Raw genomic sequence first — 13,461 nt, 5'->3', positions numbered from 1 at the left:
GCACTCGTAAGGCAGCGACCGGGATCGCCAAGGATGTCTCGACGCGACCTCCTGTGAACGCGCGACCGAGCCGGTACCGGACCAGCCTGCGCCCGCCTGCGTCGTCCAGGCGTGTGCCTGGCGGGGCCCGGACACCGCCCTCGGGCGCGGCCTGGGCGGAAGGGCGCTGCGCGATCCGGAGCGCCGGGTGCGAACAGCGCCGGAGCTCATCACGGGCATGTCGTTGCTCTCGACGCCTGCGCGGTCCGGGGAACCTGACGCGTCCCATTCCTCGTATGATCGTTCTCTGTGTTGCGATGGGGGAGGGCGAGCAGTGGCACGAAGCGGTGAACACGCTCGGAGGGGGAACGCGGCGGGCGAGGAGCGCGAGGGGTGCTGCGCGACGACGCTCGACACGCTGACGCACCCGTGCTGCTGCGGCGGCGTGGGGATACAGGCGGCCCTGCTGCTCGCCGTTCTGCGCCCTTCGCTCACGACCGTCGGCCACGGCGCCGACCCCGTCGCGCCTCCTCCGGGCGGAAGGGTGGCCGCCGCGATGTACCGGTCCATCCGCCACTACCGCGTCGCGATCAGTCCGACCCGCCCGCCGTGCTGCCCCTACACCCCGAGCTGTTCCACCTACGCGGTGCAGGCGCTCCACCGCCACGGGGCTCTCCGCGGCGGCCGGCTGGTCCTGGCGCGCCTGCTGCGCTGCCGGCCCGGTGCCGCCCGCCGCCGGGACTTCCGGGACCCGGTGCCGCCGGGCCGCAGCTGACCCGGACCCCGGCGGACGTCCGCCAGGGGCTTGGAGCCGGAGATCCGCGTTCCAGGGGCTGGAACGCCGGAATGTCCACGACCGCGTCGCGTCACTCCGAAGGGGTTCTGCCACGCCTCACCGAGAGCATCCCGGCCGCCTGGGGCACGGCGGTATGGACCTGAGCGAAGGCGACCGTGTCTCCTGGAGCGAACGATCTCCCCTGGGGCGATTCTCACGCTCGGCATCCCGTTCCGCGGCCCGCGTGAGCCGGCAACGGTGCTCGCGGCACTTGCCCCGCACCGACCAGCAAGCACGTGTACAGGCAGCGTTGCCGGGTTGAGGTGGAAGGTTTGCGAGCTGACGGGACAACGGGTGCGGGGGACCGTCGGGGACACGGAGCGCGGTACTCGGGCCGGTGCGGGCCTTCGCCGACGACGGGGCGCCGGTCGACATCGCGGGCGTCGGACTGCGCATGCTGCTGGGCAGGCTCGCTCTGGCCGGGGGCGAGGGCTCAGGCAGGGGCAGTGCGTGCGTGCATGCGGTCGGTCCGGGTGGAGGCTCGGCATCCACCTGAGCGGGCGGGGTACGCACAGCCGGGTGTCAGCGGACGCCGGTGCTCCGCAGGGCGGTGCCGGCGAACTCCTTCGTCCGCTCGACCGCCTGCCTCATGGCAAAGTGCCGTGTGCCGCCGGGCGGGAAGTAGTCGATCGTGCCGACCGCGCCGTAGTCAGCCCAGAAGCAACTCGTCATCGGGAAGCCGTCGGCGAGGTTGTGCCGACAGGCGAGCGCCAGGGTTCCGGCGGCCACGACGGTCGGCTCGCCAACTGCTCTGCGCTGTCCACCGGGCGGCAGGGAGGCCGCGACCGCCTTCTGTACGGCGGCCACCGGGTCCGGCACGGTGCGAAAGAGTTCCGTACGGGCGATGAGGTCCGGCGCGGCCACGGTTCTGCCGGACTTGGTCAGTTCGATGGGCGGAAAGCCCTGACAGGTGGTCACGGTCTCGTCGGCGTCGCTCGACCGCGGGGACAGCTCGTCCGTGCCGGAGAGGGAAAGGTCCCAGCCGCCACCGAAGCGGAACGTGGAGCTCCCCTCTTCGCACTCCAGCTGTTCCATCACGGGCAGCCCGACGGCGGTGGGGCGGGTGCCCGGATCGGGCGCGAGCCTGCCCGTGACCGGCCCGGGAGCCGTACTCGCGGAGGCGGATGCGCCCGGTGTGCCGGAGGCAGCGGAGACGGAGGCGGGTGACGCCGTTTCGCCGGCCCCCGGCCCGCATCCCGTCCCGAGGGCGCCGAGCACCGCCAGTGCCGCCACCGAATTCCTCGCGCCGCGCCTGTCCATGCCCCATGTCCCCCCGACGTCGAAAACGATCAAGAGAAGCTTACGGGAGGCCCGACGGCAGTACGGGGCAAACGCGCCGCGCCGTGCTGGGCGACACCGCGCGCGGCACGGGCAGAAGCCCATGGAAGAGGCGGGCCGCGGGATCCGTCTGTTCGTCTCAGTGTCGACGGCGCCTGTGGCGGTGCCGGTACCAGAGCGCGCCGACCGCGGCGGACGCCGCGGCCAGGGTGATGCCGAGGACCGGCCAGCGGCTGCCGGCGATGCTCAGGCCGGTCAGCAAGGTGACGGCGGTCAGGACGAGCGGCACGAGGAGGGAGAGGAGCGCGCGGAGTGCTGCCGCCGCCACGTCCGGTTCGGGGCGGGAGATCCGGTACCGCAGGGCGGGCGCGGTATCGGCGAAGTAGAAGGCGAGGACGCGTCCCGCCAGGCGTGCGTCGGCGCGCTGGTAGGCCACCGCCATATACGGCAGCCAGACGAGGGGGGCGACCATTCCGACCAGGAACACCACGCCGAGGAGCAACCATCGCCACACCTGGACGGCGACCCGGCGTACGCGCCCGCCCGCGCCCCGGTCCTCGTCGCCCGGCGCGAGCACTCCGAGGAGGTGGGCCATGCGCAGGGTGACGTCCCACAAGGCCACCCATCGCCTCCAGCGGGCAGGTGGCCCGGCGGCAGGTCCGGTCGTCCGGGCGAGCGCGTCCTGCGCCCGCCGGGTGTCCGCGTACACCCCCTGGAGGACGAGGAGTTCAGCGGCGCGGGCGTTCGCCATGGGATCGCGGCCATCGAGGGCGGCCAGCTCCAGGACCGTACGTGCCTGTCTGAGCAGTGCCGCGCAGAACGCGAGGGGGATGAGTACGAGGAACGGGCCGCCCACGAGGGATCCCTCCGATACGACGGCCCGTCGGCCGATGGCGACCACCCGGGCCCAGAGCTCCTCGTCGGTGGCGTCGGGGTGGTCCCGCCGAAGCCCGGCGATCGTCCCGGGCACTGCCGGGCCGATCCGGCGGACGGCGAAGTCGGCGAGCACTTCGGGGAGGTGCCCGGGATCGGAAACGACCGACGCCAGCAGCGAACGTTCCGGGGAGAGCTGCTTACGGGAACCCGCCGTGTTCGGAGACTCCAGGTGCGGCACGAATCTTATTATTCATTACGAAACGCTACCTATCGAGATTTATGGCGCGTTCCCGCCTTTTTGGCTTGACGTTTCCGCGCGTGACCCGGACGCGGCGGAGCCGGCGAGACGGCTGATGGGTCCAATGAACCCGGGCATCCCGGGATTCCGCGGCGGCGCCGATCCCGTCAGGTCCGATGACTCATCCGCTGCCCGGGAAGCAGCGGAACAGCGGCACAGCGCCCATAGGCATTCCCACGAGCGGACAGCCGCAGGTGTGAGGTTCAGTGACCATTCCGGGATGGGCGGCGATCCGGGCGCGCCATATTCAGGTCTGGACGCGGGAGACCTTTCGGAGGAGCTCGCCGAACTCGGTGGGGTGCGTGGTGAGGCCGGTGTGCCCGCCGGGAAAGAGCAGGAGTTCCGTGCCGAGGCGCTCGGCCAGAAATGCGGCCGGACGGTAGGGCAGCTCGCCGCGTGAGTCCTGGCCGCAGGCGAGCACGAGCCGGTCCGACAGGGCCTCCAGCCGGTGGATGTCAGGGGAGTAGGACATGAAACTCGGCACGATGCGTCCGACGAAGTAGGGCAGGTTGGCCATGGTCCGCTCGACCCGCGCCGCCGCCTGCGGCGGGAGCTCGATCTCGGCCCTGGGCCCGGTGGTGTCGCCGTCCTTCTTCAGGCCCGCGGCGAACACCGCCATCGCCGGCATGAGCCCCTCGGCGCGGAACGTTGCCTGCACGCGCGCGATGAGGACCCGATGTTCGATGGCGTCCGGCAGGACCTCCACCACCGGCGGCTCGTGCGCTATGAGGCGTTCGACGCGCTCGGGATGAGTGGTGAGCAGGTGCAGGGCGGCGATCGCGCCCGAGCTGGAGGCGAAGACACGCGCGGGCTCACCGGGCGACAGCAGTTCCAGTAGCCGGAAGGCGTCGTCGGCGTGTTCCGCCACGTGCTGCTCGGCCTCGGGGTCGTCCAGCGTGCTCCGGGACATACCGCGCGGGTCATAGGTCGCGACGGTGTACGCGGCGGCCAGGTCGTCGGCGATGTCGTCGAAGGAGGCGGTACCGCCCGTCCCTCCTGGGATCAGCAGCAGGAGCGGGCCCCGGCCGCGCACTTCGTAGTGCAGGGTCGCGCCGTTCACGCGCAGGCTGCCCATGGTCGGACCGGTCATGCGGAGTCACCTTCTCGGGACGGGGGCCAGTGCTCCAGGAGCGTGTGGAGGGCGTCGAGTGCGCGGATCCAGGACTGCTGTGGTGAACGCTCGTGTCCGAACCCGCCCGCGGCCTCCAGGGCGACGAAGCCGTGGAAGGTGCTGCGCAGCAACCGGACCGCGTCGGTCAGGTCGGGTTCGGCCAGTCCGTAGCCGCGCAGCATGCCGTACGTCAGCTCGACCGCGCGTCGTGGTCCAGGGGCCTTCGCGGCCAGTTCGGGGTCGATCCGGATCGGGGTCTGTGTCGCCGCATAGCGGCCCGGATGCGCGTGGGCGTACTCCCGCCAGGCGCAGGCGAACGCGACCAGTGCGTCCCTGCCTGCCCGCCCGGAGGTCGCCTCCGCGATGCGGATGGTCTTCTCGTCCGCCGCCAGCAGCGCGATGCGGCCGCGCAGATCCTCAAGGCCGCGGACATGCGTGTAGAGGCTCGCGTCCTTCACGCCCAGGCGCCGCGCCAGCCGCGCCATGGTCACCTGGTCGAGCCCGACCTCGTCCGCCAGCTCGGCCCCCGCGATCGTCACCCGCTCCGCCGTCAGTCCTGCCCGCGCCATGCACCCTCCCTAGTTCCTAGGAGTGCTAGTTTTAAACTAGGGGTCCTAGGGATGTCAACTGGGCGGAGTCGCTCGCCTGCTGGGCGCGGATGGATCAGGCGCCTCGGCCCGCCGGCACCCAGCACCTGTGCGCGGTTGCGGAGTGGTATCTGATTGCGTCCTGATCCATGACGTACCCCTTCCGAGAGAAAGGCCTGTTCCGTGTGGCATGAGTGCACACCGCTGCTCGACGAGGAGCCCGGCCCAGCCGGGCGGGAGATCACCGGCTGGCGCATTCCCGGCATAGGGGAGATGGATATCGAATCGGAGGGATTCCGGCTCACCGTAGAGCCCTCGGGCGAAACCCTCCGAGCGGAGCTCGCGTTCGCCGGGGCGTACGCCGAGTCACCGACCGAGCCGTACCGTCCACTGGGCCCGATGACGCTGGTGCTGGAGGAGGCGCGCTCGCTGCGGCTCCTCACGCCGGGGACTCCGGCCGGACCGCTGTGGAAGCGGTTCCTGCGCGGTGAGCCGTTCGACGAGGTCCTTCGGATGACGTGGGACGAGACGGAAGACACGCTCCATGTGCGCGACGGCGGCTCGGCGCTCGTCTGCCGAGGCGGGGCCTGGCGCTGGGAGACCGGCGGCTGAGCGATCCACGACCAGGCGGCCGCGCAGCTTCCGCCGAACGCCGGGCTGCCTGATCGATGCGCGCCGCCGGCCTTTCCCCAGACCGATCGCGAGACATGCGGCAAGGTGCCGGCCTGCCAAGGCGACGACATGGACACGGCCGGCCACACCGGCCAGCCCGGCCGGGCCGGGGACCGGCGTCGCCCCGGGGGGTCGGGAGCCCATCGGATGCGGCCGGGAACGACCCGGCGTAGGAGAAGGGCCCCACCCGGGCGAGGAGGCGGAGCGAGGCGAGTTGGGGGGCGATAAGAAGCTACTGCCCGGTCGCTTGGGAATGGGCCCATCGACGTGCGCGTCGGGCCTCGACGCCGTAGCCGTCGGCACGCGGCACAGTGGTGTCCGTCCCGGCCACGGCAGCGGCCCCGCGACGGCCCCTTTCCGCAGCAGGAGATGATCCTGCTGCTCAGGGGGGTGCGGCTGAGTCGTAGGCTGCGTGTCATGCCGCTATTCGAAGAGGTCATCGCGACGTTCTGGGACGACGGTGATCACGGCGTCCAGAAGCGTCTGACGGACGAGATGGTGCAAGAGGCCGAGCGTGCGCTCGGTGTGACGCTGCCTGCGGCTCTCCTCGACCTTCTGCGGATGCAGAACGGCGGCATCGTGGCTGCTGCACACGATGCCTTCCCCACGAGCCGGCCGACCTCGTGGAGCCAGGACCACGTGCCCTTCGACTTCCTGATGGGCATCGGGCGACGCGACGGGACGACCTCCCTGCTCGACACCCCGTACCTGGTAGAGGAGTGGGGTATGCGAGGGCCACTTGTGCTGCTCTCCGGCGACGGGCACTGCTGGATCGGCCTCGACTATCGCGGCTGTGGGCCGAAGGGCGAGCCCCCGGTCACATGGTTCGAGAACGACCTCGGCGCCGAGCTCGTCCTGGCAGGTGACTTCCGTTCTTTCGTGGAGGGCCTCACTTCGGGCAGCTCGTTCGACAGCTCCGCTGGTGATTCTGTACCGGATGGCACGCCGGCCTCCCTCCGCACCTGAACGACGCTGCCCACCGGACTCGTCACACGCCTGGTGCGGCGGGGAAGGAGCTGCGAAGCGGTCGATGCGGGGGGAGCGGGGACGACCGTGATCGGTGCACCGACGGACTGGCCGCCGCGACGGGCCTGCGCCGCACGGACGCGGAGTACCGCCATCACCGAGCAGGCGGCCCGCCTGCGCGCCGATGCCGAGCCGACCGCGCGCTGCCGGCCGGGCAGCCCTCGTCGGCATCCTCCACGTGCCGCGGAGCGGTCCCCTGCGGCGCGAGGTCCCCGCGGGGGCCGGGGGCCGCTCGGGGGTGACGACGTGGCGCCGGCTGCGGGACTGGCCCGAGACTCCACGTCCCGACGCGTCCGCACGCGGCCCTGCCGGCCGAGCTGCGCCGTGCCGGCCTTCTGGACCTGGACGACCGGGCCGTGGACAGCTTGCGAGTCCGAACCTCATGGCCGGCGGTGGTCCCGAGGGCCAGGCCGTCTCTTCCGGATCCCTCCCACGGGCGTGCGATAGGTTGGCCGCCATGACTGGACTCGGACCTGTCACCTGCCCGCCTGCCCCGATAAGGACCGAACGGCTCCTGCTCCGCGAGTCCGAGGCCCGAGATCGTGCGGCGTTCATCGAGCTGTTCGCATCGCCGGAGGTGGGCGCCTACGTGGGTGGCCCGCGACCGCGGGATGAGCTCGAACGGGCGGTGCCCGCGGTGCCCGGGCGGCGCCCCGGCCTTTTCGTGATCGACCTCGACGGGGCGATGATCGGCATGATCACGCTCGACCGGCGCGAAGCGGAGCGTCCGGGTCATGTGCGTCCGGAGGCCGGGGAGGCCGAGCTCGGTTACATGCTCCTGCCGGAAGCATGGGGACGCGGGTACGCCGCCGAGGCGTGCGCGGCGGTACTCGGCCGGTTCGCCGACACACTTCCCGGCGAGCCGGTGGTCCTCTGCACCCGGACTGCCAACGGCCGCGCGATGCGCCTCGCGGCGAAGCTGGGGTTCACCGAGGTGGAGCGGTTCCAGGAATACGGCGCCGAGCAGTGGTTCGGCGTGTGGTCCTCGGTCACGCCTTCGTCGGCGGAACCGGCTCGGATCTTGGGACCACGCGGCTGACCGGACGCGCCTCGGGTCGTCGGGGGTGAGCCGACGACCCTGGGTCGTGCGCGGTCAGTAGCCGCCGCTGCCGGAGAGCCGCTGCCCGTCGTAGGTGCCGCCGTGGCAGTACCAGTAGCCGCTGCTGTGTTTCGTCGGATAGCCGCCGCCGTACTTGCAGTCCCCCCAGGACACCTGGGGTGTGGCCGTCCCGGCCGCGAAGGACCCGGTGGCGCTCGTTGCTGCGAAGGCCAGGGTTGCGAGGGCCAGGCCGAACAGTCGTCGAACACGCATGGCTTGCTCCTCTCGGGGTTAGCCCGTTCGGGTGTTCCCAGGATGGCCACACGGTGCGCTCGCAAGCACACATGATTACTCCGAACGGATGACGCTGGACCTGGGGAGAGGCGGGTGTCGCGCGCCGGTTTCCACCGGCCGATCAGGTGCGTGACCTGGGCGGTTGCCGCTTCTGGTTGACCGGGACAACCGCGCTGGGGCCGACGATCCCGGTCTGCCGACCGCTGCCCCGCGACCGGTACCCATATGCCGTGTCACGCTCACGCCGTGTCACGCCGTGGTGGGACCGGCCGACCCGCCTCGCGGCCGGCACCCCGCCACCCACGTACGGCTCGCCGATGGCACCGGCCGCCGTCCGTCATCCCGTGCTTCCGGGGGTCAGGACGACGGTGGTGTCTTTTCGCCGGGGGTCACACTCGCGCTCGCGCGGAGGAACCGGGAGACGGCAGCCTCTTTGACCGCCGCGTCCATCACACACATCGCTCTGTCCTGCCCCTGCTCCGACGACTTGTCCCACGACATCGCCCCGAACGGCGCCCGCGGGACGGAACTCTTGCCGGGGCGGGCGTCGAACGCAAGCGTCAAGGCCCGTAGCCGGCGCCTTCCGCCGCCCCTTCGGGTGCGTTGTTCGAGCTGGCGGAGGCGGTTCTGTGCGGGGACGGGCCGGTGAGATCGCTGGTCGAGCTGTCGCTGGTGGGCGAACACCGCCGTGGTCATGGGGGGGGTCTACGCCGCACTCGCCCAGGGCCGGGTCGACGCGGACCGGCTGCGGCAGGCTCTCGCGACAGCGTGCGGACCTCTCGACCTGGGGAGATGAGCAGGGCCTTGTTATCGTGCGCCGATGTCAACGATCAAGCAGTTCCAAGTGACCTTCGACTGTGCGGAGCCTGCGGGCCTCGCCGCCTTCTGGTGCGAGGTGCTGGGGTACGTCGTACCGCCGGTCGCGGAGGGCTTCGCCACGTGGGAGGAGTACCACCGCTCGCTGCCGCCCGAGGATGAGATCTACTTCGCGTGCACCGATCCCTCGGGTGTGGGCCCGCGCTTGCTCTTCCAGCGAGTTCCCGAAGGCAAGGTCGTCAAGAACCGGGTGCATCTCGACGTGCGGGTCGGCACAGGGCTCGTGGGTGACGAGCGCCTGGCCACTCTCGAGGCCGAATGCGCACGGCTGATGGCGCTCGGCGGGAAACACGTGCTGACGCAGCGCGCCGATGGCGTCAACGAGTCGTGCATCACGATGCAGGACATCGAGGGCAACGAGTTCTGCCTCAGCTGAATCCTCGCCTGAATCTCCTCCAGGACTGCGAGGTGGGGAGTCGTCTCCGGCCTTGGGGAACATCGGGGCAGCTGATATCGGCTGCCCCGACGTTCCCCAAGGCCGGTCTCCCGTGGACCTCTCAGGTCCCGCACACGGCGGAAGTCATCTCGTGAGGGCGAGGTTGCGCAGGCCGGCAACGCCGTACATCGCGCGTGGCGCACACCGTCGCCTCTCAAGGGGCGGTCGCGCAGGGTCTTCCATATCTGTATATGGGCGAAGGAATGCTCGACGCGGGCGCGAGCCCGTTTGTGGCTCTTGTCGTGGGCCTGCTGTCAGTGGGGGCGTTCCAACGTGATCTCAACGTGCGGCGTCGAGCGGTGCGTCGCACTTGATCACTCGGTTCGGTAACCGCCGTACGCAGAAGCGGCCTTCGTCTGAACACCTGCTCCGACCAAGGAACACACACGTCCAGTACGAAGGCCAACGATCAAGCTAAAGGCTGTCCCGTTACTGCGGTGGGGCACTGGGAAGGTGCGGTGCCGACTGCTGGCGTCGGGCTCCTTCAGGCCGCCAGCAGCGGGCCGAGTTCGGCGGCCCACTCCGGATAGAGCGCGACCTTCTCCTCATGCAGGGCGAGGATGTCCCGGGCCAGGGCGGGCGCCATGTCGTCGGACAGGTCAGGGCCGATGGCGATCCTGGCCAGGTAAGGCATGATCTGCGGGTCGCCGGCCAGGTGAACCGGGTCGTGCATGTAGCGCCGCAGGGCCGGCAGGTCGGTGATGCCCACGCAGTAGGCGTGGGTGAAACCGTCGGGATCGCCGAGGCATTGGCCCACCGTCGAGAACGACACCGACTCGACAGAGGCCGTACGCCGCATCACCGCGAGTACGTGCTCGCGCTCCTCCTCGGTCGCGGTCTCCTTGAACGTGAAGCGCAGCATGTGGACGATCATGTCTGTCCCACCCCTCCCATGTAGACTGAACCCACTGGTTCAGAAATTCGTTCCAACCGGTTCAGCCACTACACTGAACCCATGGGTTCAGAAGTGTCAACCGGGGGCGGGGGTCCCGCCCGTGGACGGATCGAGCGGCGACAGGCGATCCTGGACGGCGCGTTCGCGGTATTCACGCGACGTGGCTACGCCCAGGCGTGCGTGAAGGAGATCGCGCAGGAGGCGGGTGTCGCCAAGCCGACCGTCTACAGTCACCTGAACGACAAGGAGAGCCTCTACCGCGAGGCCGTGGAGGCCGCCGCCGACCGGGTCGGCGCACAGAGCCTCGCCATCGTCGAGCAACTGCGCGAGGCAGCCGCGGACAGCGACCCGCGCGTGTCACTCACGGCCGTGGCCCACGGCCTGCTCCAGGCGTTCCGCAACGAAGACGCTCGCGCCGTGCGGCAACTGGCCTGCGCCCAGGCGGCCCAATTCCCCGACCTGGCGGCGAGCGTACGTGAGCGCACAGCCCTACGGGTACGTTCCGCCCTCGCTGACCGCCTGGCCCGCCTGGCTCTCGCCGGCCGCCTGCGCCCGTGCGACCCGGAGCTCGCCGCCGAGCACTTCCTCTCCCTGCTCACCGGCCCGTTGGAGTACCGCCCCGACGCCGTCCCGGACACCGTCGCTGATACTGCGATGAACGTCTTCCTGCGCGCTTACGGAAATTGACCCCCAACCTGTGCTCAGCTCTCGCAGGGGCGCAGGGGCGCGCCTTTCACTGGTCGAGGGCCAGGTTGTGCAGACGTGCGATGCCGCTGGCGGCCCAGTGGAGCCGTCACCGCGGCGACGGCAGTCCCGAAGGATCTTCCAGTCTTCATCCGGGCGAAGGCGTGCTTGACGCGGGCGTGCACCCGGCGGTGTGAGGCGTTGTGGTCGTCCTTCCAGCCTTCGAGCCGGTCCTGGCCAGCCTTGCGACGGTGCGGGATGAGAGCGCCGGTGCCCTGGTGTCCACCGTCGGCGAGGACGGTGGCCCTGCCGCGGGCGCTGTCGATGCCGGACTCGGTGAAGGCAGTGCAGTCGTCGCGGCTACCCGGTAACGGGCGGCCGACGGCCAGCACGAGACGAGTGTCGGCATGCACCAGCACCTGTGGGTTCGCCGGGTAGCGGTAGGTCTTCGAGGAGGTCGAGACGCTGCGGTCACGGGTGGGTACCAGGGTGCCATCGCCGATGACGGCCTCATCTGCCTTCGGCTTGCGGCGGGCCCGGGCGAGGGCGAGCAGTGGGCTGTGCCGGTCGATGATCCGGCCGACCGCTGCCGGGGAGATCCCGAAGAGCGGCGCTGGCTGCCGCGTCGTGAGGCCAGTGCGGTGGTACATCGCCACCGGCAGACCCGGTCCTCCAGGCCCAGTGCCCACGGCCGGCCGGGCCGTGACGGCGTAGGAGCACGTCCGCCCTTGATCCGTACCGCCTGCGCCAACGCTGGAACTGAGCCGGACACAGCCCGGTGAACGCCTGGATCACCACGGCCCGTCGAGCGGAGAGTACCTGCACGACCAACCCGACGCCGACCGGCTCACCGCGTCACGAGACAGCCTTCAGGGGAGGCGGGCCAGCAAGTGGGCGTCGAGGAAGCCCCGTTCGGAGGCCGGGTCGTGGAGCAGCCGGGCGAACGTGACGAGCCCGGCCCCGGCAAGCAATCCGGCGAACCGGTCCACCGGCCAGCTGTAGGCGGGCGTCACCTTGTGGTCGAAGCGGACCGGCTCCGGCCCGTCGGTCGCGAAGAACGAGACCAGGAACAGACCCCCTGGGGCCAGGACACGTACCTGTTCCGCGAGCAGCGCGGGCAATTCCTCAGGCGGGGTATGGATCATCGAGTAGTGGGCCAGCACTCCGCCGAGCGTGGCGCTCCCGACCGGCAACGCCTCCATGCGTGCCTCGTCGAACCGCAGCGCCGGATGGGCCCGCCGGGCGTGGTCGACCATTGCTGGGGAGAGGTCGATCCCGAAGGCGTCCAGCCCCAGGTCGTGCAGCATGGCCGTCAGATGTCCCGGTCCGCACCCGATGTCGGCTGCCCGGGGGTTCCCCGTCCCGCGCACCAGCTCGGCGAAGGTGCCGATCATGTTCCGCGAGAACGGCTGGGTCTCCAGCCGATTCGCGAACATCGACGCGTACAGCTCGACGATCCCGTCGTAGGCCGCCCTGGTCTCGTCCTGGTGCTCCGTCACGGGAGAGGAAGCTAGCATCCGCGCACCGTCGCGGCTTCTCCGCCCCCGTGCCGCCCCCACCGCTTGCGCGCCATCTCCTTCGGTGGGCCCCCCGTAACGGATGGGGGGCCGGACCGGGCACCGCCCGCGGCGAGGCCTCGCCGGAGGTGGGCCCCGCCCACGTCCGATGCCGAGGCGGACGAGCAGCGCAACGCTGTCGACGATGCATCGACCGGGTCGGACGACACCGGCACACCCTGCCGTCGTCGATCACTCAAGACTCGGTCATGCGCACGGCGATCCCATGGGCGGAAGGGACAGGCAGGCTGCAGCATGCGGATCCACTCCGCCGCTGAGGCCGCCAAGGCCGCCAAGGTCGCCAAGGTCCCTGAGGTCGCTGAAAGCGCGCCGGAGCGGACTGCGCGCCACGGCCGCTCGACCCGGACCGCGGCGGCGTTTCCGCCTCTCCCTTGACGACGTCTCCGGCAGGGAGGGGGTGTGGATCGCCCGTACACCCCTCATGACCTGCGACACCTCACGAGGCCGCGCGAGCGGCAGGGACCGCCCTGCGCAGGGACAGGGCGAAAGCGCAGCTGGTGATGGTGAGGATGATGATCGGCGGAGGCGGCAGCAAGAGGACGGATATCGCCAGAACGGCCAGGGAGACCGTGAGGGTTGTCCATCCGAAGGCGGTGCGGCGCTGGACAAGGGCGGGGGCGTGACGGACGGCGACGAGGACCAGGAGGCCGCAGGCGATGATGAAGAGGGCCATGGTGATGCTGATGCCGTTGAAAACATCAAGGACCGTGCGTTCCAGACCCAGCAGGGTGAGGGTGGCCTCCCGCATGACACTGTCGGTCTCACGTTGTTGCGGGGTCTGGCCGGCCAGTGCCAACGCGGCGGAGAGGCCGAGGTGGCCGACGCCCAGGAAGACGAAGCCGTAGGCGCCGACCACGAAGGGCCGGACGGAATCCGCCAGGCGAGGGGGGCGGGGTGTGACTGTGGGGTTCACCGTTACTCCTTGACGTGGCTGGGTGTGAGGGCGGGGCCGAGGGTGGTGGCCGGCTGAAGGCCGCGTCCAGGGGGCTCGGCGCCAG

At 70.7% G+C, this 13,461-nt stretch carries 14 protein-coding genes and 3 pseudogenes; 7 read left to right on the top strand and 10 right to left on the bottom strand.

Going from position 1 to position 13,461, the window contains the following annotated elements; all coding sequences use genetic code 11:
• Positions 1–313 precede the first annotated feature (313 nt).
• A complete protein-coding gene (yidD, locus tag PUR26_RS11600) occupies positions 314–754 on the top strand; it encodes a membrane protein insertion efficiency factor YidD (RefSeq protein ID WP_329871791.1) in 441 nt (146 codons plus the stop codon).
• Positions 755–1,336: 582 nt separating this feature from the next.
• Here the strand turns inward: yidD and PUR26_RS11595 are convergent.
• From PUR26_RS11595 to PUR26_RS11580, 4 genes are all read right to left on the bottom strand, one after another.
• Positions 1,337–2,047 carry a hypothetical protein gene (locus PUR26_RS11595; RefSeq protein WP_329871789.1) on the bottom strand — a complete coding sequence of 237 codons (711 nt, stop codon included), beginning with the start codon at positions 2,045–2,047 and terminating at the stop codon, positions 1,337–1,339.
• A 184-nt stretch (positions 2,048–2,231) separates the two neighbouring features.
• Entirely contained in the window at positions 2,232–3,206 is a 975-nt protein-coding gene (locus PUR26_RS11590) for a hypothetical protein (protein ID WP_329871788.1), read from the bottom strand.
• A 307-nt stretch (positions 3,207–3,513) separates the two neighbouring features.
• Positions 3,514–4,356, bottom strand: coding sequence for an alpha/beta fold hydrolase (locus PUR26_RS11585; protein WP_329871786.1), 843 nt, complete (start codon positions 4,354–4,356; stop codon positions 3,514–3,516).
• Positions 4,353–4,946 carry a TetR/AcrR family transcriptional regulator gene (locus PUR26_RS11580; protein WP_329871784.1) on the bottom strand — a complete coding sequence of 198 codons (594 nt, stop codon included), beginning with the start codon at positions 4,944–4,946 and terminating at the stop codon, positions 4,353–4,355. The genes PUR26_RS11585 and PUR26_RS11580 overlap by 4 nt, the downstream gene beginning before the upstream one ends.
• A gap of 201 nt (positions 4,947–5,147) precedes the next feature.
• On the opposite strand from PUR26_RS11580, the gene PUR26_RS11575 reads away from it, so the two are divergent.
• The 3 genes from PUR26_RS11575 (at position 5,148) to PUR26_RS11565 (ending at position 7,701) form a co-directional block, all read left to right on the top strand.
• The gene (locus tag PUR26_RS11575) at positions 5,148–5,576 is read left to right on the top strand and encodes a hypothetical protein (protein WP_329871782.1); all 429 of its coding nucleotides are present in this window, start codon (positions 5,148–5,150) and stop codon (positions 5,574–5,576) included.
• Between the two features lie 429 nt (positions 5,577–6,005).
• Positions 6,006–6,602 (top strand): SMI1/KNR4 family protein, encoded by a 597-nt coding sequence (locus PUR26_RS11570; RefSeq protein ID WP_329871781.1) that lies wholly within the window; start codon positions 6,006–6,008, stop codon positions 6,600–6,602.
• Positions 6,603–7,119: 517 nt separating this feature from the next.
• Positions 7,120–7,701: a GNAT family N-acetyltransferase gene (locus PUR26_RS11565; RefSeq protein ID WP_329871779.1), complete on the top strand. Its 582-nt coding sequence runs from the start codon at positions 7,120–7,122 to the stop codon at positions 7,699–7,701.
• 54 nt (positions 7,702–7,755) lie between these two features.
• On the opposite strand, the gene PUR26_RS11560 is transcribed toward PUR26_RS11565, so the two are convergent.
• Entirely contained in the window at positions 7,756–7,974 is a 219-nt protein-coding gene (locus tag PUR26_RS11560) for a hypothetical protein (RefSeq protein WP_329871778.1), read from the bottom strand.
• Positions 7,975–8,598: 624 nt separating this feature from the next.
• Here PUR26_RS11560 and PUR26_RS11555 point away from each other — a divergent pair.
• Positions 8,599–8,758, top strand: a pseudogene (locus tag PUR26_RS11555) (transposase); the annotation flags it as partial.
• Between the two features lie 57 nt (positions 8,759–8,815).
• Positions 8,816–9,247: a VOC family protein gene (locus PUR26_RS11550; protein ID WP_329871776.1), complete on the top strand. Its 432-nt coding sequence runs from the start codon at positions 8,816–8,818 to the stop codon at positions 9,245–9,247.
• A 144-nt stretch (positions 9,248–9,391) separates the two neighbouring features.
• Here PUR26_RS11550 and PUR26_RS11545 read toward each other — a convergent pair.
• Together PUR26_RS11545 and PUR26_RS11540 are read right to left on the bottom strand one after the other, a co-directional pair.
• Positions 9,392–9,561: pseudogene (locus PUR26_RS11545) on the bottom strand (IS5/IS1182 family transposase); the annotation flags it as partial.
• Between the two features lie 230 nt (positions 9,562–9,791).
• Complete coding sequence (locus PUR26_RS11540) at positions 9,792–10,181, bottom strand: Dabb family protein (protein WP_329871773.1); 390 nt, start codon at positions 10,179–10,181, stop codon at positions 9,792–9,794.
• Between the two features lie 81 nt (positions 10,182–10,262).
• Between PUR26_RS11540 and PUR26_RS11535 the strand changes: the two genes are divergently transcribed.
• Positions 10,263–10,889, top strand: a complete 627-nt coding sequence (locus tag PUR26_RS11535) for a TetR/AcrR family transcriptional regulator (RefSeq protein WP_329871772.1) — start codon at positions 10,263–10,265, stop codon at positions 10,887–10,889.
• 46 nt (positions 10,890–10,935) lie between these two features.
• Here the strand turns inward: PUR26_RS11535 and PUR26_RS11530 are convergent.
• The 3 genes and pseudogenes from PUR26_RS11530 to PUR26_RS11520 all read right to left on the bottom strand — a co-directional run bounded on the left by PUR26_RS11530 (position 10,936) and on the right by PUR26_RS11520 (position 13,376).
• Positions 10,936–11,711: pseudogene (locus PUR26_RS11530) on the bottom strand (transposase family protein).
• A gap of 44 nt (positions 11,712–11,755) precedes the next feature.
• Positions 11,756–12,385: a class I SAM-dependent methyltransferase gene (locus PUR26_RS11525; RefSeq protein WP_329871771.1), complete on the bottom strand. Its 630-nt coding sequence runs from the start codon at positions 12,383–12,385 to the stop codon at positions 11,756–11,758.
• A gap of 514 nt (positions 12,386–12,899) precedes the next feature.
• A complete protein-coding gene (locus PUR26_RS11520; protein WP_329871769.1) occupies positions 12,900–13,376 on the bottom strand; it encodes an LIC_13387 family protein in 477 nt (158 codons plus the stop codon).
• Positions 13,377–13,461 lie beyond the last annotated feature (85 nt).

Origin of the sequence: Streptomyces sp. SP18CS02 (assembly GCF_036322365.1) — a bacterium.
In the GTDB taxonomy this organism is placed as follows: domain Bacteria; phylum Actinomycetota; class Actinomycetes; order Streptomycetales; family Streptomycetaceae; genus Streptomyces.
Note: the sequence above shows the minus strand (reverse complement) of the source record. Positions and strands in the feature narration are given on the sequence as shown.